This is a genomic window from Novosphingobium ginsenosidimutans, assembly GCF_007954425.1.
GTDB classification, from domain to species: Bacteria; Pseudomonadota; Alphaproteobacteria; order Sphingomonadales; family Sphingomonadaceae; genus Novosphingobium; species Novosphingobium ginsenosidimutans.
The window spans coordinates 1,456,165-1,476,400 of the sequence record NZ_CP042345.1 but is presented as its reverse complement, the minus strand read 5'-3'; the positions used below and the strand labels follow the sequence as shown (position 1 = coordinate 1,476,400).

At 63.5% G+C, this 20,236-nt stretch carries 16 protein-coding genes; 10 read left to right on the top strand and 6 right to left on the bottom strand.

Annotated features, from left to right (window positions below; translation table 11 throughout):
* Positions 1-15: 15 nt before the first annotated feature.
* Both rpoC and rpoB read right to left on the bottom strand, forming a co-directional pair.
* A complete protein-coding gene (gene rpoC, locus FRF71_RS07375; RefSeq protein WP_147089998.1) occupies positions 16-4,305 on the bottom strand; it encodes a DNA-directed RNA polymerase subunit beta' in 4,290 nt (1,429 codons plus the stop codon).
* A gap of 91 nt (positions 4,306-4,396) precedes the next feature.
* Positions 4,397-8,563, bottom strand: a complete 4,167-nt coding sequence (rpoB, locus tag FRF71_RS07370; RefSeq protein ID WP_147089997.1) for a DNA-directed RNA polymerase subunit beta — start codon at positions 8,561-8,563, stop codon at positions 4,397-4,399.
* A gap of 388 nt (positions 8,564-8,951) precedes the next feature.
* Between rpoB and FRF71_RS15700 the strand changes: the two genes are divergently transcribed.
* The 3 genes from FRF71_RS15700 (at position 8,952) to FRF71_RS07360 (ending at position 10,012) form a co-directional block, all read left to right on the top strand.
* A complete protein-coding gene (locus tag FRF71_RS15700) occupies positions 8,952-9,080 on the top strand; it encodes a hypothetical protein (protein WP_272949974.1) in 129 nt (42 codons plus the stop codon).
* Between the two features lie 159 nt (positions 9,081-9,239).
* Positions 9,240-9,776, top strand: a complete 537-nt coding sequence (locus FRF71_RS07365; protein ID WP_147089996.1) for a DUF2975 domain-containing protein — start codon at positions 9,240-9,242, stop codon at positions 9,774-9,776.
* Complete coding sequence (locus tag FRF71_RS07360) at positions 9,776-10,012, top strand: helix-turn-helix domain-containing protein (protein WP_147089995.1); 237 nt, start codon at positions 9,776-9,778, stop codon at positions 10,010-10,012. Before FRF71_RS07365 ends, FRF71_RS07360 begins: the two co-directional genes overlap by 1 nt.
* A 101-nt stretch (positions 10,013-10,113) precedes the next feature.
* Here FRF71_RS07360 and FRF71_RS07355 read toward each other — a convergent pair whose 3' ends face one another.
* Positions 10,114-10,767 (bottom strand): methyltransferase family protein, encoded by a 654-nt coding sequence (locus tag FRF71_RS07355; RefSeq protein WP_202878097.1) that lies wholly within the window; start codon positions 10,765-10,767, stop codon positions 10,114-10,116.
* An 87-nt stretch (positions 10,768-10,854) separates the two neighbouring features.
* Positions 10,855-11,676, bottom strand: a complete 822-nt coding sequence (locus FRF71_RS07350) for a hypothetical protein (protein ID WP_147089994.1) — start codon at positions 11,674-11,676, stop codon at positions 10,855-10,857.
* 353 nt (positions 11,677-12,029) lie between these two features.
* Between FRF71_RS07350 and rplJ the strand changes: the two genes are divergently transcribed.
* Together rplJ and rplL are read left to right on the top strand one after the other, a co-directional pair.
* Positions 12,030-12,539: a 50S ribosomal protein L10 gene (gene rplJ / locus FRF71_RS07345; protein ID WP_147089993.1), complete on the top strand. Its 510-nt coding sequence runs from the start codon at positions 12,030-12,032 to the stop codon at positions 12,537-12,539.
* Between the two features lie 63 nt (positions 12,540-12,602).
* Positions 12,603-12,980: a 50S ribosomal protein L7/L12 gene (gene rplL / locus FRF71_RS07340; protein WP_147089992.1), complete on the top strand. Its 378-nt coding sequence runs from the start codon at positions 12,603-12,605 to the stop codon at positions 12,978-12,980.
* Between the two features lie 66 nt (positions 12,981-13,046).
* Here rplL and FRF71_RS07335 read toward each other — a convergent pair whose 3' ends face one another.
* Both FRF71_RS07335 and FRF71_RS07330 read right to left on the bottom strand, forming a co-directional pair.
* Positions 13,047-13,478 (bottom strand): DUF5990 family protein, encoded by a 432-nt coding sequence (locus FRF71_RS07335; RefSeq protein ID WP_337678505.1) that lies wholly within the window; start codon positions 13,476-13,478, stop codon positions 13,047-13,049.
* On the bottom strand, positions 13,475-13,936 hold the full coding sequence (locus FRF71_RS07330) for a c-type cytochrome (RefSeq protein ID WP_238339497.1): 462 nt from the start codon (positions 13,934-13,936) through the stop codon (positions 13,475-13,477). The genes FRF71_RS07335 and FRF71_RS07330 overlap by 4 nt, the downstream gene beginning before the upstream one ends.
* A 203-nt stretch (positions 13,937-14,139) precedes the next feature.
* Between FRF71_RS07330 and FRF71_RS07325 the strand changes: the two genes are divergently transcribed.
* The 5 genes from FRF71_RS07325 to bla all read left to right on the top strand — a co-directional run bounded on the left by FRF71_RS07325 (position 14,140) and on the right by bla (position 20,207).
* The gene (locus FRF71_RS07325; RefSeq protein WP_147091572.1) at positions 14,140-15,519 is read left to right on the top strand and encodes an MATE family efflux transporter; all 1,380 of its coding nucleotides are present in this window, start codon (positions 14,140-14,142) and stop codon (positions 15,517-15,519) included.
* A gap of 137 nt (positions 15,520-15,656) precedes the next feature.
* The gene (gene groES / locus FRF71_RS07320; protein WP_147089991.1) at positions 15,657-15,944 is read left to right on the top strand and encodes a co-chaperone GroES; all 288 of its coding nucleotides are present in this window, start codon (positions 15,657-15,659) and stop codon (positions 15,942-15,944) included.
* A 51-nt stretch (positions 15,945-15,995) separates the two neighbouring features.
* Positions 15,996-17,639 (top strand): chaperonin GroEL, encoded by a 1,644-nt coding sequence (gene groL, locus FRF71_RS07315; RefSeq protein ID WP_147089990.1) that lies wholly within the window; start codon positions 15,996-15,998, stop codon positions 17,637-17,639.
* Positions 17,640-18,158: 519 nt separating this feature from the next.
* Positions 18,159-18,971 (top strand): M12 family metallopeptidase, encoded by an 813-nt coding sequence (locus tag FRF71_RS07310; RefSeq protein WP_147089989.1) that lies wholly within the window; start codon positions 18,159-18,161, stop codon positions 18,969-18,971.
* 216 nt (positions 18,972-19,187) lie between these two features.
* Complete coding sequence (gene bla / locus FRF71_RS07305) at positions 19,188-20,207, top strand: class A beta-lactamase (protein WP_147089988.1); 1,020 nt, start codon at positions 19,188-19,190, stop codon at positions 20,205-20,207.
* The last annotated feature ends 29 nt before the right edge of the window (positions 20,208-20,236 follow it).

The following is a 20,236-nucleotide window of genomic DNA, read 5'->3' as shown; positions in this document are numbered from 1 at the left end:
AGGAGGGCGCGAGGATTACTCCTCGCCGTCCGCCGCTTCGGGGTTCAGGTAATCGCCGGCATCGGCGTCGGTGCCGTGGGTTTCACCCTCGACCATCGCCAGCGGATCGTCGCCGATCGCGGCTTCCGGGCCCTGGGCCAGTTCAGCCGCGTGCTCTTCTGCGGCGCTATCGGGCGCGATCAGGCTTTCCTGCAGCTTGCGATAGGACGCGCGCAGCGCGGCATCGCGGCTGGAAGCGGCAACGCGCAGACGGTTCATGCCCGCACCGGTACCGGCGGGGATGAGACGGCCAACGATCACGTTTTCCTTCAGACCGATCAGGCTGTCGCGCTTCCCTTCAACCGCCGCCTGCGTCAGCACGCGAGTGGTCTCCTGGAACGAGGCCGCCGAGATGAACGAGCGGGTCTGGAGCGATGCCTTGGTGATCCCCAGCAGCACCGGCTTGCCTTCTGCGGGCTTGAGACCCGGAGCCAGCTTGGAGTTGGTTTCATCCATTTCCTCGCGGTCGACCTGTTCGCCGGCCAGCAGGGTGGTGTCGCCGCCGTCGGTGATCTCAACCTTCTGCAGCATCTGGCGAACGATCACCTCGATGTGCTTGTCGTTGATCTTCACGCCCTGCAGTCGGTAGACTTCCTGGATTTCAGCGACGAGGTATTCGGCCAGCGCCTCAACCCCGAGCACTTCCAGGATCTCGTGCGGGTTCGGCGAGCCTGAGATCAGGTTGTCGCCCTTCTTGACCCAGTCACCTTCCTGCACGTCGATCGTCTTCGACTTGGGGATCAGGTACTCAACCGGTTCACCCTCTTCCGGGATGATCGCGATCTTGCGCTTGGCCTTGTAATCGCGGACGAACTCGATCCGGCCCGAGACCTTGGCGATAACCGCGTTGTCCTTCGGGATGCGAGCTTCGAACAGTTCCGCAACGCGCGGCAGACCGCCGGTGATGTCGCGGGTCTTGGCGGCTTCGCGGCTGGCGCGGGCCAGCACGTCACCGGCCTCAACCGCCTGGCCATCCTCGACCGACAGGGTCGTGCCAGGCGCCATCATGTAGCGCGCGGCCTCGCCCGAGGCGTCGTCAAGCAGGGTCAGGCGCGGACGCAGGTCTTCCTTCTTCGAACGGCTGGTCGAGCGGTTCTCGGTCACGACACGGCTTGACATGCCAGTCGCTTCGTCGGTCTGCTCGGTCATGGTCCGACCGTCGATCAGGTCCTGGTACTTCACGATACCGGGCTTTTCGGTGATCACCGGGGTGGTGAACGGATCCCATTCAGCCAGGCGATCGCCTTCGCTGATGATCGCGCCGTTCTCATGCAGCAGGTGGGTACCATAGGGCACCTTGTGCATGGCGCGCTCACGACCCTCGGTGTCCATCACCACGATCTCGCCATTACGGGCCAGGCTGAGGCGGCGGCCACGCTTGTCGGTGATCGTCGGGATGTCGCGATAGACCACGGTCCCGTCGCAGATCGCCTCAAGGTGCGACTGCTCGTTGACCTGCGCCGCGCCACCGATGTGGAAGGTCCGCATGGTCAGCTGGGTGCCCGGTTCACCGATCGACTGGGCAGCGATGACGCCGACCGCTTCACCGATGTTGACCGGGGTCCCGCGGGCAAGATCGCGGCCATAGCAGGTCGCGCAGACGCCCTGTTCGGCTTCGCAGATCAGCGGGCTGCGGATCTTGACGGCCTGGACGCCCGAACCCTCGACCACAGCGGTCGCGGCTTCATCCAGCAGCGTGCCCTTGGCCATGATCACAGCGCCGTCCTTGTCGGCAATGTCTTCGGCCAGGGTACGGCCCAGGATACGCTCGCCCAGCGAGGCGATGGTCGAACCGCCCTGCACGATCGCCCGCATTTCCAGCGCGCGTTCGGTGCCGCAGTCCTCGATTACGACGACGCAGTCCTGCGACACGTCGACCAGACGGCGGGTCAGGTAACCCGAGTTGGCGGTCTTCAGCGCGGTGTCCGCGAGGCCCTTGCGGGCGCCGTGGGTCGAGTTGAAGTATTCAAGAACGGTCAGACCTTCCTTGAAGTTCGAGATGATCGGGGTCTCGATGATCTCGCCCGAAGGCTTGGCCATCAGCCCGCGCATACCCGCCAGCTGCTTCATCTGGGTCGGGGAGCCACGCGCACCCGAGTGCGACATCATGTAGATCGAGTTGATCGGCTTCTGACGGCCCGTTTCGGGGTCGATCGGCGAGGCCTTGATCTCGTCCATCATGGCGTTGGCCACCTGGTCACCGCAGCGGCTCCAGGCGTCGATCACCTTGTTGTACTTTTCCTGCTGGGTGATCAGGCCGTCCTGGTACTGCTGCTCGTAGTCGGCAACCAGTTCCTTGGTTTCGGCAACCAGCGCATCCTTGCTGTCGGGGATGATCATGTCATCCTTGCCGAAGCTGATGCCCGCCTTGAACGCGTGACGGAAGCCCAGGGCCATGATCGCGTCGGCGAAGAGGACGGTGTCCTTCTGGCCGGTGTGACGATAGACCTGGTCGATAACGTCGCCGATTTCCTTCTTGGTCAGCACCTTGTTGATGACGTCAAAGGGCACGGTGTGGCTCTTGGGCAGGCATTCGCCAATCAGCATGCGGCCCGGGGTGGTCTCGAACCGCTTCTGGAAGGTGTTGCCCTGCTCGTCGGTCTGCGGCACGCGGGCGACGATCTTCGAGTGGAGCGTCACAGCACCCACTTCGAGCGCCTGGTGCACTTCGGCCATGTCTGCAAACATCATGCCCTGACCCGGCTCGTTGTCGCGGTCGAGCGAGAGATAGTACAGGCCCAGCACCATGTCCTGCGAAGGCACGATGATCGGCTTGCCGTTGGCGGGCGAGAGGATGTTGTTGGTCGACATCATCAGCACGCGCGCTTCGAGCTGGGCTTCCAGCGAAAGCGGAACGTGGACGGCCATCTGGTCACCGTCGAAGTCGGCGTTGAAGGCCGAGCAGACCAGCGGGTGGAGCTGAATCGCCTTGCCCTCGATCAGGACCGGTTCGAAGGCCTGGATGCCAAGGCGGTGCAGGGTCGGTGCGCGGTTCAGCATCACCGGGTGTTCGCGGATCACCTCGTCAAGGATGTCCCAGACTTCCTTGCGTTCCTTTTCGACCCACTTCTTGGCCTGCTTCAGGGTCATCGACAGACCCTTGGCATCGAGGCGGGCGTAGATGAACGGCTTGAACAGTTCGAGCGCCATCTTCTTGGGCAGGCCGCACTGGTGCAGCTTGAGTTCCGGACCGGTCACGATCACGGAACGGCCCGAATAGTCGACGCGCTTGCCGAGCAGGTTCTGGCGGAAGCGGCCCTGCTTGCCCTTGAGCATGTCGGACAGCGACTTCAGTGGACGCTTGTTGGCACCCGTGATCACGCGGCCGCGGCGGCCGTTGTCGAACAGCGCGTCAACGGCTTCCTGCAGCATGCGCTTTTCGTTGCGGACGATGATGTCCGGCGCGCGCAGCTCGATCAGGCGCTTCAGGCGATTGTTGCGGTTGATGACGCGGCGATAGAGGTCGTTGAGGTCCGAGGTCGCAAAGCGGCCACCGTCCAGCGGCACCAGCGGGCGCAGCTCCGGCGGAATGACCGGCACGACATCGAGGATCATCCATTCCGGACGGTTGCCCGAATCGATGAACGATTCGACCACCTTCAGGCGCTTGATGATCTTCTTCGGCTTCAGTTCCGACTTGGTTTCGGCCAGTTCCTTGAGCAGGTCTTCCTTTTCCTGCACCAGGTCGAGGCTCATCAGCATCTGCTTGACGGCTTCGGCGCCGATCCCGGCCGAGAAGGCGTCTTCGCCATACTCGTCCTGGTAGTCGTAGAGTTCGTCTTCGGTCAGCAGCTGGTACTTCTCAAGCGGGGTCAGGCCCGGCTCGATCACCACATAGCTCTCGAAGTAGAGGATGCGCTCAAGCTGCTTGAGCTGCATGTCGAGCAGCAGGCCAATGCGCGAGGGCAGCGACTTGAGGAACCAGATGTGCGCAACCGGCGCCGCCAGTTCGATGTGGCCCATGCGCTCGCGGCGCACCTTGGTGACGGTGACTTCGACGCCGCACTTTTCGCAGACGACGCCCTTGTACTTCATGCGCTTGTACTTGCCGCACAGGCACTCATAGTCCTTCACCGGACCGAAGATGCGGGCGCAGAACAGGCCGTCACGCTCTGGCTTGAAGGTCCGATAGTTGATCGTTTCCGGCTTCTTGATCTCGCCGAAGGACCAGCTGCGGATGCGCTCCGGCGAAGCGAGGCCGATCTGGATCTGGTCGAAGGTTTCCGGCTTCGCCATCTGGTTGGTGAACTTGGTCAGGTCGTTCATTTTTTCAGTCCCTTGAAGGGGTGAATCTCTGGGGCGGGGTGGCTGGGTGGGCGGCTAAACTCTCGCTTGAGAGTGGTGCCGCCCGGTCCCCTTACTCCGCGGCCTCCGCGTAATCGTCGCCGTCCTCGTCGGTCAGGCTGGACAGCTCGACATTGAGGCCAAGGCTGCGCATTTCCTTGACGAGCACGTTGAAGCTTTCCGGAATGCCGGCCTCGAAGGTGTCGTCGCCCTTGACGATCGCTTCGTAGACCTTGGTGCGGCCGACCACGTCGTCCGACTTCACCGTCAGCATTTCCTGCAGCGTGTACGCGGCACCGTAGGCCTGGAGAGCCCAGACCTCCATTTCCCCGAAGCGCTGGCCGCCGAACTGGGCCTTGCCGCCCAGCGGCTGCTGGGTGACGAGGCTGTAGGGCCCGATCGAACGCGCGTGGATCTTGTCGTCGACAAGGTGGTGCAGCTTCAGCATGTAGATGTAGCCGACAGTGACTTTGCGATCGAAGGCTTCACCCGTGCGCCCGTCGAACAGCGTGACCTGGCCCGAGGTGTCGAGCCCGGCCATTTCCAGCATGGCCGAAACGTCGGCTTCGCGGGCCCCGTCGAACACCGGGGTTCCCATCGGCACGCCGTTCTTCAGCAGTTCGGCCATCTCGACGATTTCGCTGTTGGAGCGGCTGTCGAGCTGGTCGTGGTACTGCTCGCCGTAGATGTCCTTGAGCTTGTCGATCAGGGCAGTCGGCGGAGCGGCGGCTTCGGGGTTCGGGTTGTCCTGGCGCCACTGTTCGAGCTGGGCCGTGATCTGCTGGCCCAGGCCGCGTGCGGCCCAGCCCAGGTGGGTTTCGAAGATCTGCCCGACGTTCATGCGGCTCGGCACGCCCAGCGGGTTGAGCACGATGTCAACCGGAGTGCCGTCTTCGAGGAACGGCATGTCTTCCTGCGGCAGAATCCGCGAGATGACACCCTTGTTCCCGTGGCGGCCGGCCATCTTGTCACCCGGCTGCAGCTTGCGCTTCACCGCGACGAAGACCTTGACCATCTTGAGCACACCCGGAGCGAGCTCGTCGCCACGCTCGAGCTTTTCCTTGCGGTCCTCGAACTTCTCCTGGATCGCCTTGACGGTTGCGTCGTACTGGGCCTTCACGGCTTCGAGCTGACCCTGGACCTTGTCGTCGGCCACGGCGAACTTCCACCATTCATGGCGTTCCACTTCGGACAGGTTGTCCTCGGTGATCGTGTCGCCCTTCTTGAAGCCCTTCGGCGCGGCCGCGGCGACCTGGCCCACCAGCATGTCGCGCAGGCGGTTGAAGGTGGCGCGGTTGAGGATCGCGCGCTCGTCCTCACGGTCCTTGGCGAGGCGTTCGATTTCCTCGTTCTGGATCGCGCGGGTCCGGTCGTCGATCTCGATCCCGTGACGGTTGAAGACGCGAACGTCGACAATCGTGCCCGAAACGCCCGGCGGCAGGCGGAGCGAGGTGTCGCGGACGTCGCTGGCCTTTTCGCCGAAGATCGCGCGCAGCAGCTTTTCTTCCGGAGTCATCGGCGATTCACCCTTCGGGGTGATCTTGCCGACCAGGATGTCGCCCGGGTGCACTTCGGCACCGATGTAGACGATGCCCGCTTCGTCGAGGTTGCGCAGGGCTTCCTCGCCGACGTTCGGGATGTCGCGGGTGATGTCTTCCGGCCCGAGCTTGGTGTCGCGGGCCATGACCTCGAACTCGTCAATGTGGATCGAGGTGAAGACGTCGTCCTTCACGATCCGTTCGGAGATCAGGATCGAGTCTTCGTAGTTGTAGCCGTTCCACGGCATGAAGGCGACGAGGCTGTTGCGGCCCAGTGCCAGTTCGCCGAGCTCGGTCGAGGGACCATCGGCCAGGATGTCGCCGGCCTTGACCACATCGCCCACCTTCACCAGCGGGCGCTGGTTGATGCAGGTCGACTGGTTCGAACGCTCGAACTTTTGCAGGCGGTAGATATCGACGCCCGACTGGCCGGGTTCGATATCGCCCGAAGCGCGGATCACGATACGGGTCGCGTCGACCTGGTCGACGATCCCGCCGCGCAGGGCCGCAATCGCAGCGCCCGAATCGCGCGCCACGGTTTCTTCCATGCCGGTGCCAACGAACGGGGCTTCGGCGCGCACCAGCGGCACGGCCTGACGCTGCATGTTGGAGCCCATCAGCGCACGGTTGGCGTCGTCGTTTTCCAGGAACGGAATGAGCGAGGCCGCAACCGAGACGAGCTGCTTGGGGCTGACGTCCATCAGCGTGATCGTGTCGCGCGGGGCCATCACGAATTCGCCGTTCTGACGGGCCGAGACCAGTTCTTCGACGAAGGAGCCGTCAGCGTTGGTTTCGGCCGAAGCCTGCGCCACCGTGTGTTTCTGCTCTTCCATCGCCGAAAGGTAGACCACGTCCCCGGTCACCTTGCCGTCGATCACCTTGCGGTACGGGGTTTCGATGAAACCGTACTTGTTGACGCGGGCGAAGGTCGACAGCGAGTTGATCAGACCGATGTTCGGGCCTTCCGGCGTTTCGATCGGGCAGATGCGGCCATAGTGCGTCGGGTGAACGTCGCGGACTTCGAAGCCGGCGCGCTCGCGGGTCAGACCACCCGGGCCAAGCGCCGAGACGCGGCGCTTGTGGGTGACTTCCGAGAGCGGGTTGGTCTGGTCCATGAACTGCGAGAGCTGCGAGGAACCGAAGAACTCGCGCACGGCAGCCACGGCGGGCTTCGCATTGATCAGGTCGTTCGGCATGACGGTCGAGACGTCGACCGAGCTCATGCGCTCCTTGACCGCACGCTCCATGCGCAGGAGGCCGACGCGGTACTGGTTTTCCAGCAGCTCGCCGACCGAGTGGACGCGGCGGTTGCCGAGGTTGTCGATGTCATCGACTTCGCCCTTGCCGTCCTTGAGGTTCACCAGTTCCTTAACCACGGCGAGGATGTCGTCGGTGCGCAGGGTGGTAACGGTGTCCTCGGCATCGAGGCCAAGGCGCATGTTGAGCTTCACGCGGCCGACGGCCGAGAGGTCATAGCGGTCAGCATCGAAGAACAGGCCGTCGAACAGGGCTTCGGCGGTTTCGCGCGTCGGCGGTTCGCCGGGGCGCATCACGCGGTAGATATCGGCCAGGGCGTGGTCGCGATCCGGGGCCTTGTCAGCCTTCAGCGTGTTGCGGATCCACGGACCCGTGTTGATGTGATCGACATCCAGCAGTTCGAGCTGGTCGATCCCGGCCTTGTCGAGCGCGTCGAGGTTTTCCGGGCTGACTTCGTCACCGGCCTCAATCCAGATGCGACCAGTGCTCTCGTCGATCAGATCGCGGGCCGAATAGCGACCGAAGACTTCCTCGGTCGGGATCAGCAGTTCGGCCAGGCCGTCCTTTTCCGCCTTGTTGGCAGAGCGCGGGCTGATCTTGGTGCCGGCGGGGAAGATCACTTCGCCCGACTTGGCATCGACGATGTCGAAGGCCGGCTTCGAACCGCGCCACTGTTCGGCAACGTAAGGCAGGCGCCAGCCGCCTTCGCCGCGCTTCCAGGTGACGGTGTGGTAGAAGTGGTTGAGGATGTCCTCGTCGTTCAGGCCCAGCGCATGGAGCAGCGCGGTGACCGGCAGCTTGCGCTTGCGGTCGATGCGGACGTTGACGATGTCCTTGGCATCGAATTCGAAATCGAGCCACGAACCACGGTAAGGGATCACGCGGGCAGCGAAGAGGAACTTGCCCGAGGAGTGGGTCTTGCCGCGGTCATGGTCGAACAGCACGCCCGGCGAGCGGTGCATTTGCGAAACGATGACGCGTTCGGTGCCGTTGATGATGAAGGTGCCGTTCTCGGTCATGAGCGGCATGTCGCCCATGTAGACATCCTGCTCCTTGATATCGAGGACCGAACGGGTTTCGGTTTCGGCATCGACCTCGAACACGATCAGGCGCAGCGTGACCTTCATAGGGGCGGCATAGGTGATCCCGCGCTGGCGGCACTCGGTGGTGTCGTACTTCGGGTCTTCGAGTTCGTAGTGCACGAAGTCGAGCTCGCTGGTCCCGGCGAAGTCGCGGATCGGGAAGACCGAACGCAGGGTCTTTTCCAGGCCGGAAATGTAACCGGTGGCCGGATCGGAGCGCAGGAACTGCTCATACGATTCGCGCTGAACCTCGATCAGGTTCGGCATCTGCACCACTTCGTGGATGTCGCCGAAGATCTTGCGGATCCGCTTCTTGGCCGAAGCACCGGCTGGGCCGGTCTGGGTCAGGGCCTTTTTCGCCATGGGAGGGGTCTTGCCTCTTCAAAGTGCCGGAAAATCCGGCGGAAAACTGTGCCACGCGACGGAACTGGCATCTCGTGCAACGGCAAAAGGCCGCATGGCAAACACCCCAGAACTGGAGCGGCCCGCAGCCTTTGCGTCGACGTGAAAACCCGGTGCTTCCTTCCTGTGGCCAGTCCCCGCGCATGGACCGTCCTTGCTCGAAGCGCCGAGCGGAGGTGGCCTATAGGCGCGGAAGTCCGCCAAGTCAAACCGCCGCGCGGCGAAGCGCCGCAGAATTCCGCCATTTCCGGGGAACGATAAGCGTCATATTGTTTTTCGATATTATCGATTGACAATAAGCCCGAATCGCCTTATTGATTATCGATATTGGATATATCGGAGAACGATGATGACCCCCGCCAAGACCCCCGCTGCCTTGATGCTGGCCCTCGCCATGATGGCCTCGCTCTGGATCCCCACCCTGACCGTTCCGGCCGCCGCTGAGGCTGCCACAGTCACTCTTCCCGCGCTGGCCTGAGGCCGGCCCGACCATTCGAAGGAACACCCCCATGTCGCTCGATCTCGCCACCCGCATCTCGACCGCCGCACTGGCCCTGTTTGTTGTCCTGACCACCTGGCAGGCAACGCTCGCCATGCCCGGCGTCGTCTGACCGCAGTTCCCAGAGGAGCAAGTCCCATGACTTCCAACCCACGCGATCCCTTGCTGAATGCTGCCAAGGTCGTCGTCGTTCTCGCCCAGATCGTGATGATCTTCGGGATCGTGATGCTGGGCATCGGCATCGGCGCGCTGCTGACTGTCGGCCGGGCCGAGCTGGCTGCAGAGATTGCCAAGGCCGGCGCTCCGCCCCTGTCCGCCTGGGTGGTAGTAGCCGCCATGCTGGTGGGCGCGACCCTGTTGTTCCTTGGCTGGCACTTCCTGAAAGAACTGCTGGGGATCATCAATTCGGTTGGCGATGGCGATCCGTTCCGCCCGGACAATGCCGATCGGCTCAGCCGGATGGGCTGGATCGCCGTGATCGCCCAGTTGGTGGTCCTGCCGCTGGCCGGGATTGCCACCTGGTTGTCCCCCTATTTGGACAAGGTCGACCGGCATATGCAGATCGACGGCGGGCTTGATGGCGGGTCGATTTTGCTGACCCTGGTCCTGTTCATCCTGGCCCGCGTGTTCCGCGAAGGCGCCCGGATGCGCGAAGAGCTGGAAGGAACCGTGTGATGGCCCCTTCCCCCGAAGACCGTGCAGGAGACCGGATCGTGATCAAGCTTGATGACCTGCTGTACCAGCGCCGCATGACCCTGACCGAACTGGCCGAACGGGTCGACATTACTCTTGCCAACCTCTCGATCCTGAAAACCGGCAAGGCCAAGGCAATCCGCTTCTCGACCCTGGAAGCGATCTGTGAGGTCCTCCAATGCCAGCCGGGTGACCTGATCGGATACCAGCCGGACTAAGCCTCAGTCCCCCCAGCCATGCTCGTCCGGCAAACGGAAAGGGCGGCGCCTCCCCCCGGAAGCGCCGCCCTTACTTGTTGTCTCCGGTTGGAGCGCGAAGGTCAATAGAGGCCCGGGACCAACCGCCAGCGGGTCTGGGTCAGGTATTCGCGGTAGTCGGGATCCTGGCTCAGCAGCCGCTCTTCGGCGTCGATGCGCAGGATCTGGGCCCACCATCCAATCGCATAGATCACCAGGTTCACCAGGCTCGGCATGACCATCAGGATGCCGATGTGGGTGAACAGGTAGCCGGCATAGATCGGGTGCCGCACAAACCGGTACATCCCGTCGCGCTTGATCCCGCGGTTGGCGGGAGCAATGCCGAAGCTGCGGCGCAGAAACAGTTTGCCGCTGATCTGGACCACATTGCCAAACGTGACGAGCGCGACCGCCAGCGGCTCGATCGCAGGCCAGATCTCTTCAGACGGGATGATCAGCAGCGGCGCATAGGTCGCGGTCGCCGCCAGCAGCCAGTCGCCCAGTCGCATGGAGATCCGCTCGGTCGGACGACGGAACAGCACGAACAGGGCAATACTCGTCTCGGCGATCAACACCAACGGGGCCATTGCGTTCGATGACTGAAGGACGCGCCAGACCAGCAACGACCAGAGCAGGACAATGGTCACCTGCTCGATCCGGTCCAGCCGGCGCGGCGTCAGCCAAGCCGGCGGCCCTTTGGCAGCGGGAAGGGTCGGTGTTTCAGGTGCAGCGGCCAAAGCGCGAATCCCCTTATGGCCCGAAGGCTGACAGTTCGCGTAGGGACTTCGCAGCTTATGGTTAAGAATGGTTTAGCAGCCGAACCTTCAGGCGGCGGCCGGCACCTTGCCGCGCGATGCCGGACTGCCAGCCTTCCAGCCTTGCCATCCCGCCAGGGCGCCGAACGCCAGCCCCAGGCTGACGGTTACCGGCAGCGGGACCGCGGCATAGGCCCCGAATAGGGTACCGAGCTGCGGCACCGATGGCGCGAACCACATGACCAGGCCCTGCCCGCCGGTAAAGCAGGCTGCCAGCAGCCAGGGCCGGCCGTGCTTGCGGTGCATGAAGTAGAGCGAAAGGGCAAAGGCAGTAGCGATGAGATCGCTGACCAGGATCGTGTCCAACACTTCCTGCGGCCCTTCGCTACCAATCACATTGAGCCACGGCAGATGCTCACCCAGCACCCGCGAGAACGGCGATTCAAACAGGATCACCGGCGTCGCCAGCATATAGCCGGCATGAAGCTTGACGTTGCGGCGGTGTTTCAGCGCCAGGTAGAACATCGTCATATAGCCGGCCATGGCCATGAAGGTGCCGATCCCGAACGACGGCGTGTTGTGCAAATCGAACGGACTTTGCGGGGCGGCGTAGCGCTGGGCCGAAACGTCGACGATCATCATGAAGCCCGCCATCAACAGCGGGAACAACACAAAGCTGGCGAGGCCGAGTTGCTTGTGCATCGCATTGTGCCGCCGCTGGATTGCCACCTGCTGGACAATCAGCAGCAGCAACCAGGTAATCGAAGTGATCGCGTGGACATGGAAGGCTACCGGAATAGCCCCAGCCGGAGACCAGTAACTCGCCCAGAACCCGACCAGTACGGTCAGCAACACAACCCCGACATAAAAAGGCGCATGACGATAAGGCACGGACAGTCTCCCCACTGCCAATGCGACCCACTGGGAGCCTAACACGGACTTGCGGCAAGACATAATCTGGCTGAATTGCTTGACTCGCGCGCCATTCCCGCTAATGGCCCGCCCCGACCGCAGCCTTCGGGCCGCGTGTCATCCGTCCGAGACAGCTGCTGGAGGTTCCCTCCTTAATCTGCAGCCTAGACGGGGACAGAGCAAATTCCGGCCCTCCTTCGGGTGGGCCCGGCCCGGCGTTTCACGCGCCCTCCTTCCCCATCGCACGGACTTTTCCGCATCGCTTTCGCGGTGCGGGCAAACGTAGCCGGCCGTCCGGGCATTCCGGTCGGTCATTTGTGAAGGAGTAAGGCATGGATCGTTCGCAGAAAGCCGAATCGGTCGCATCGCTTAACGCGGTCTTCAACGAAGTTGGCGTGGTGGTTGTCACCCGCAACCTCGGGCTGTCGGTGGCCCAGTCCACCCAGCTGCGCACGAAGATCCGTGAAGCGGGCGCATCGTACAAGGTTGCGAAGAACCGTCTTGCCAAGCTTGCCATCCAAGACACGGACTACGCCGGGATCGGTGACCTGCTCACCGGCCCGACCGCGATCGCCGCTTCGGTCGATCCGGTGGCTGCCGCCAAGGCAGTCGTGGAATTCGCCAAGACGAACGACAAGATCGAAATCGTCGGCGGTTCGATGGGGACGCAGGTTCTGACCCCCGAAGGTGTCAAGGCGCTCGCCTCGATGCCCTCGCTCGACGAACTGCGCGCGACCCTCATCGGTCTGGTCCAGGCTCCGGCCACGAAGATCGCTCAGCTTTCGACCGCTCCGGCGGCCAAGCTGGCCCGCGTCTTCGGTGCCTACGCCAAGGCAGCTTGATCAAAACGTTCAACGATTTTTCCCGGTCAATGGCCGGGACCATCAATCTAGGAGTGAAACACCATGGCCGATATCGCCAAGCTTGTTGAAGAACTTTCGAAGCTTACCGTTCTGGAAGCCGCTGACCTCGCCAAGGCTCTCGAAGAAGCCTGGGGCGTGAGCGCCGCTGCCGCTGTTGCCGTTGCTGCCCCTGCTGGCGGTGGCGCTGCTGCCGAAGCGGTCGAAGAAAAGACCGAATTCGACGTCATCCTGACCGGCGACGGCGGCAACAAGATCGCCGTCATCAAGGAAGTCCGCGCGATCACCGCGCTCGGCCTGACCGAAGCCAAGGCGCTGGTGGAAGCCGCTCCGAAGGCGATCAAGGAAGGTGTCAACAAGGCCGAAGCCGAAGACATCAAGGCCAAGATCACCGCTGCTGGCGGCACCGTCGAAATCAAGTAATTTCGACCCGGTCTCGACCGGACAAGAACAGGGGCGGCTCCTTCGCGGGGGCCGCCCTTCTTCATTTCAGGCAGCGGGCTCGGTGCGCCAGTGCACCGGGCGAATCGTTGCACAGGCCGGGCTGCCATCTTTCCCTGTGCCGCTGACTGTCGCGACGAGGCGCGCCCCGGCCATCGCCTGCGCGATCAGGTCGGGCGGGATATCGTGGATGTCGATCTTCATCCGGCGGTTCCATGGCGAGAAGCAGTCACCTGCGCTGGCGCCAACCCGTACATAGACAAACCGGCGAACCGGTCCTTCGCGGCGGACATGCTTGCCCGAGAACTTCGGACCGGGGGCGATGGACACAATGAAATCGAAAGTCAGCGGCTCTCCGGATGCCGATCGCTTGGCATCCAGCGGGGCATCGTCTTCTTGCAGGCTGTGTAGAACGCCTGGGACGGGTCCGGTCACCACGATCCGCATCGGGACCGCGACCTTGCCCGCCACTTGCGTCACTTCAGCGTCTTCAGATAGGCGATGATCTCGGCGCGCTTGGCCGGATCGCTCATCCCGGCGTAGGACATCTTGGTGCCGGGGACCATCTTGATCGGGCCCGCCAGCCAATGGTCGAGCGTCGCATCGTCCCAGGTCAGGCCCGAAGCCTTAAGTTTATCGGAAAAGGCATAGCCCGGAATCTCGCCTGCCTTGGTGCCGTAAACGCCATGGAGGCTCGGCCCGATGCCGTGCTTGCCGGGCTCGGCCGAGTGGCACGAGGCGCACTGGGCAAAGGCGGCGGGCTTGGCGGCGGCGGCAATGGCTGTTCTTGTGGCCGCTGCAGCTGGCGAAGCGCTGCCGGCCGTTGGCTCGCTGTTGGCTGAAGGGGCAGTCGCAGCCTCGTCCTGCTTTGCCCCGCCGCAACCGGCCAGCGCCATTGCCAGAGCGGCGATGGCCGCCAGCTTGAACCCTTTGTGCATTGCCTTTTTCTCCTTGCATTCATGCCCGGCGAGGGACTTTCCACGCACCATAAGCATTTGTCCCGGCACCGGATAGTGGCCTTTCCGCACTATCCATTGCGCGGACTGCATGTGACCAGCGCGCCACGACCGGGCGGCAAACGGCGCGCTGGTGGACAAAGCGCTTGGCCAGTGCTGCCCCGGCGACTATCCGGGCCGGCTCGATGGAACAGGACCGCATCTTGACCCCCTGGCGCGCCGAACTGGGCGCGACGCTGCGGCTGGCGGCACCGCTGGCGGCGGCCAATCTGCTGCAGATGCTGGTCTATGCGATTGACGTAATCTTTGTGGCTCGGCTGGGCGAGGAAGCGCTCGCCGCAGCCTCGCTCGCGACCACGCTGTTCGGGCTTATGATGTGGTGCTTCTCCGGCTTGACCGGCGCCTGTGCGCCACTGATCGCGGCCGAGTTGGGCCGCCGCCGCCACGCCGTGCGCGAGGTGCGCCGCACGGTGCGGATGGCGCTTTGGCTGGCAGTGCTCTGCGGACTAGCCGGCATGGCGGTCTGTCTGTGGGGAGAGGAGCTGCTGTTACTATCGGGCCAGGATCCAGAGGTTTCGCGCCTGGCCGGAGAGTTCCTGGCGATCCTGCTCTGGGCGATGATCCCTAACGTGATGGCCACGGTCTTGCGCAACTTCGTCTCGGCACTGGGCCGACCGTTCTTTGCAACGGCGATCACCGGGCTGGCGATCGTGGTCAATGCCTTTGGCAACTACGTGTTCGTGTTTGGCCACTTCGGCGCGCCGGCCATGGGCCTTGATGGCTCAGCGATCTCGAGCGTGATTACCGCCTTCGCCATGCTTGGCGCCTATGTCCTGGCGATCCGCAGCGACCGCCGGCTGCGCCGCTATCACTTGCTGGGTCGCTGGTGGCGCGCCGAATGGCAGCGTTTCGGGGACGTGGCGCGGATCGGCACGCCGATTGCGCTGATCATCCTGGCGGAGGGCGGACTGTTCTCCAGCGCCGCCTTCCTGATGGGACGGATCGGCCAGGCCGAACTGGCTGGACACACCGTGGCGCTCCAAGTCGCCGCACTCGCCTTCCAGATCCCCTTCGGCATCGGCCAGGCCGCGACGATCCGGGTCGGCTACCACTTCGGCGCAGGCGACCGCGTCGCGATTGGCGGCGCCGGCAAGGCCGCGCTGATCCTGGCGGTCAGCTACATGATCGTGCCCGCTGCAATCATGATCCTGGCGCCGCTTTCGGTCCTGCAGATCTATGTCGATCCAGCTGACCCGGCCAATGCCGCGATGGTCGGGCACGCCGTCGGCTTCCTCGCCATTGCCGCAGCCTTCCAGTTGTTCGACGGGCTTCAGGCGGTGCTGGCGGGCGCGCTGCGCGGGCTGCAGGATACGCGCATGCCGATGCAGCTGGCGCTGTTCGGCTACTGGCTGGTCGGTTTTGCCACCTCGGTCGTGCTGGGCTTCTTCACGCCGCTGGCCGGGACCGGCGTGTGGCTGGGGCTTGCCGTTGGCCTGGTGGTCGTCTCGATCCTGCTCGGCTGGCGCTGGGCGCGGCGCGAGGCGCTGGGACTGCTGCCCGTCTGACCGGATTCAGTTCCCGCAATTTTTTCCGATGCAACCGGGGTTGACGACTCTTCCGCCCCCACCCATATGCGCCGCGCTGGCACTCTCCTGAGGGGAGTGCCAATCGACATCGTATCAACGCATAAGGGAGCAAACCCATGGCATTCCGTCCGCTGCACGATCGCGTGCTCGTGCGCCGCGTAGAGGCTGAAGAAAAGACCGCCGGCGGCATCATCATCCCTGACAGCGCCAAGGAAAAGCCGGCCGAGGGCGAAGTCGTCGCCGTTGGCGCTGGTTCCAAGGCCGAAGATGGCAAGGTCACCCCGCTGGACGTCAAGGCTGGCGATCGGGTGCTGTTCGGCAAGTGGTCGGGCACCGAGGTCAAGCTCGACGGCGAAGACCTGCTGATCATGAAGGAATCGGACATCCTCGGCATCATCGGCTGAGCGATTTTCCTGACACCTCCACACATTCCAGAATTTCGAAGGAACTGAACAATGGCTGCCAAGGACGTAAAATTCGGCCGCGACGCGCGTGAGCGCATTCTCGCTGGCGTCGACATCCTCGCCAACGCGGTGAAGGTCACCCTGGGCCCCAAGGGCCGCAATGTCGTGATCGACAAGAGCTTCGGCGCACCGCGCATCACCAAGGACGGCGTTTCGGTCGCCAAGGAAATCGAACTGAAGGACAAGTTCGAAAACATGGGCGCCCAGATGCTGCGCGAAGTCGCCAGCAAGACCAACGACCAGGCAGGTGACGGCACCACCACCGCCACCGTACTGGCTCAGGCCATCGTGCGCGAAGGCATGACCGCCGTTGCCGCCGGCATGAACCCGATGGACCTGAAGCGCGGGATCGATCTGGCCGTGACCGCCGTGGTCGCGGACCTGGTCAAGCGCTCCAAGCCGGTTTCGGGCTCGTCGGAAATCGCCCAGGTCGGGATCATCTCGGCCAATGGCGACAGCGAAGTTGGCAACAAGATTGCCGAAGCCATGGAAAAGGTCGGCAAGGAAGGCGTGATCACCGTGGAAGAGGCCAAGGGCCTCGAATTCGAACTCGATGTCGTTGAAGGCATGCAGTTCGACCGCGGCTACCTCTCGCCCTACTTCATCACCAACCCGGAAAAGATGACGGTCGAGCTGGATAACCCGTACATCCTGATCCACGAGAAGAAGCTGTCGTCGCTCCAGTCGATGCTGCCGATCCTTGAGGCCGTGGTCCAGTCGGGCCGTCCGCTGCTGATCATCGCTGAAGACATCGAAGGCGAAGCGCTGGCCACCCTGGTGGTCAACAAGCTGCGCGGCGGCCTGAAGATCGCCGCCGTCAAGGCACCGGGCTTCGGCGATCGCCGCAAGGCCATGCTGCAGGACATCGCGATCCTGACCAAGGGTGAGATGATCAGCGAAGACCTGGGCATCAAGCTTGAAACGGTTACGCTCGGCATGCTCGGCCAGGCCAAGAAGGTCACTATCGACAAGGACAACACCACCATCGTCGATGGCGCCGGTCCGGCCGACGAGATCAAGGCCCGCGTCGAACAGATCCGCGCCCAGATCGAAACCACCAGCAGCGATTACGACAAGGAAAAGCTGCAGGAACGTCTGGCCAAGCTGGCTGGCGGCGTGGCCGTGATCAAGGTCGGCGGCGCTTCGGAAGTCGAAGTGAAGGAGCGCAAGGACCGCGTCGACGACGCCCTGCACGCCACCCGCGCTGCGGTGGAAGAAGGCATCGTCCCTGGCGGCGGTACCGCGCTGCTCTATGCCACCAAGGCACTGGAAGGCATGAAGGGCGCCAACGACGACCAGACCAAGGGCATCGACATCGTGCGCCGCGCGATCACTGCCCCGGTCAAGCAGATCGCCACCAACGCCGGCCATGACGGCGCCGTGGTGTCGGGCAACCTGCTGCGCGAAAATGATGAAACCCAGGGCTTCAACGCTGCGACCGACACCTATGAAAACCTGGTTGCGGCCGGCGTGATCGACCCGACCAAGGTCGTCCGCACTGCCCTGCAGGATGCCGCCTCGGTCGCCGGCCTGCTGATCACCACCGAAGCGGCGATCAGCGAAAAGCCGGAAGACAAGCCCGCCATGCCGCCGATGGGTGGCGGAATGGGCGGCATGGGCGGTATGGACTTCTAAGTCCGGCCAACCCGCCAAGGCACAGATGGGGCCGGGAGGAGCGATCCTCCCGGCCCTTTCGTTTAGGTACTTGGCGGGGCGATCCGCTCTACCGCTTTACTGGTCGGCCGGGCTTCTCGCTGGACCAAGGTCATGTCTTGCAACAGTTATCCTTCATCGCCGAGGTTCGCTGTATCCGAAGCGAAGCAATCCGTGGCCAGCCGATCCGGCGGCGCGGCCCACGGCAGTGGCCGGTTCTGGCGCGAACCCGGAAAGCAGCATTGGCCCACGTTTGCTCCTAAAAGGTCCAAAATGGATATTTCGTAGTTCGTCTCTCTGCCGCTCTAACTGGCAACAGTCTGGCCGAAGGTCCGGCCCGGATTTGGGACAAATACAGAGTGGGTTTCAAGTCAGATGCGAACGTTCAGCCGAATGCCAATGGCATTGCCGCCTTCGATCCGGGCCTGTGAAGCCGGTGCTTTCTTTGGCGAACTTTCCCCACTCCGCGCACCACAGCCGCGCTGACCAAGGAGACCGACCATGGCTAGGCTCAGGGAACACGGAGAGATCATTGCTTGCACGCCCAAGTGCCTCGGCAATGACCGGTTGCACGATGCGGCAAGGGCCGCCGAGCAGGAAAACCTGCTCAACCGCCCAAGCCACCATCAGCTGGCGCAGGTCCTGCCGGTCGGCGCTTCGATGACCGACTTCGTTGCCGTCATGACCACCAAGTACTGGCGCGCCAGCGGTGTTCGGCTGGGAGTGGGCTTCATGGACAATCCGCCCAAGGAGCTGCGCGCCCGCATCCTTTCGCACATGAATTCCTGGAGCCAGAGCGCGAATGTCCAGTTTGCCGAAAGCACCAGTGATCCGGTCGTGCGGATCTCACGCGATCAGTCGGGCTACTGGTCCTATATCGGCACCGACGCCCTGCTGATCGACAAGACCAAGCCGACGATGAACCTGCAGGGCTTCACCATGGAAACGCCGGACAGCGAATTGTGCCGCGTGGTGCGGCATCAAACCGGTCACGCGCTGGGCTGTCCGCATGAACACTTGCGGGCCGAGACCATCGCCTTGATCGACGAGCAGAAAGCGATTGAGTTCTTCGGCGCGACGCAGGGCTGGACCGAAGCGCAGGTTCGGGCGCAGGTGCTGACCCCGCTGCCGACGAACTCGGTCCGGGCCAACACCAGCCCCAAGCGCCAATCGATCATGTCCTATCAGATCCCCGCATCGATCACCAAGAACGGGGTGGCGATCGCGGGCGGAATCGACATTGATCCGCTCGATTACGAGTTCATGGCCAAGCTCTACCCCATGCCCCGCATGCTGGCGGCTGCGCCGGGCTAGGACCAGCCTCCGCGAGGCGGGATGAAGCGCTGGAAGCAGGCGTCGTCAGCACCCATTATGGGGTTTCTACGCAGAAACTCTGGCTTTTCCTGCATTTCCCCGCATCAGAGCTTCATCTCATCGCGAAGCGGGTGGACGGGCTGGTGTCGTTAGACAATCTGTAACCATGTTTGGGCTATCGCTGCGCCGGTGAAGTACAGCCGCTTCCCTCGTTTTATGGCCGGGCTGGCCATGATCAGCGCGATTGCGTTGCCCGCAAGCGCTGCCCGAGCGGAAAGTTTCCAGGCTGAGTTCGACAAGGTCTTTGGTAAGGAATTGCGCGCCCCGCGCGAGGTCCAACCGACCGTCCGCCCATTCGTTGCTCCGGTGCGCCCGGTCACGACCTATGGCGGCACCCTGGAAGCAACGGTCGCCAGCCTGGCCGACGCCGCGCAAGGCCGGATTGGCGTTGCCGCGATGGATCTTGGCACTGGCCGCACCGTAGCGGTGCTGGGTGACCAGCCCTTCCCGATGGCCAGCACCAGCAAGATCGCGATTGCCGCAACCTTTCTGGACCTGGTCGATCAGGGCAAGCGCTCGCTCAGCGACCGCTTCCCACTGATGATCCCGCAGCGTTCAGCCCGGTTCTCCAGCGCTGTTGCGCCCGTTCGCCCGGGTACGATGATCAGCGCTCAGGGCCTGATCGAACTGTCGATCACGCGCAGCGACAATCCGGCGACCGATGCCCTGCTGGCCGCCGTCGGCGGCCCCGCTGCCGTCAACCGGTGGATGCGCAAGGCCGGCCTATCCGGCATGCGGCTTGATCGCGATATCGCCACGCTCGTGCGTGACGACGGCGAATTCAATCCGGCCACGACGGTCGACTTGCGCGACAGCGCCACGCCGCTGGCCATGGTCCAGCTATTGGCCGGTCTGCACCAGGGCCGCTGGCTGAGCGCCTCGAGCCGAAGCGTGCTGCTTGGGGCAATGGAACGCTGCGTAACCGGCAAGCGCCGCTTGCGCGCTATGCTGCCCGAAGATGCGCGGATTGCTCACAAGACCGGTACGCTGAATAACACCTCCAGCGATGTCGGGATCATCCAGACGCCCGATGGCCGCTCGATCGCGATTGCCGTTTACGTCACCGGACAGGGCGGCAAACCCAACCGTGACTATCGCATCGCCTCAATCAGCCGCGCGATCTACGATGGCTACCTGACTGAAAGCTCCAGCCTGCGCCGCACCGCCTCGCGCTGAGGCAGGCTCTGGCGCCAGAGCTGCAACCG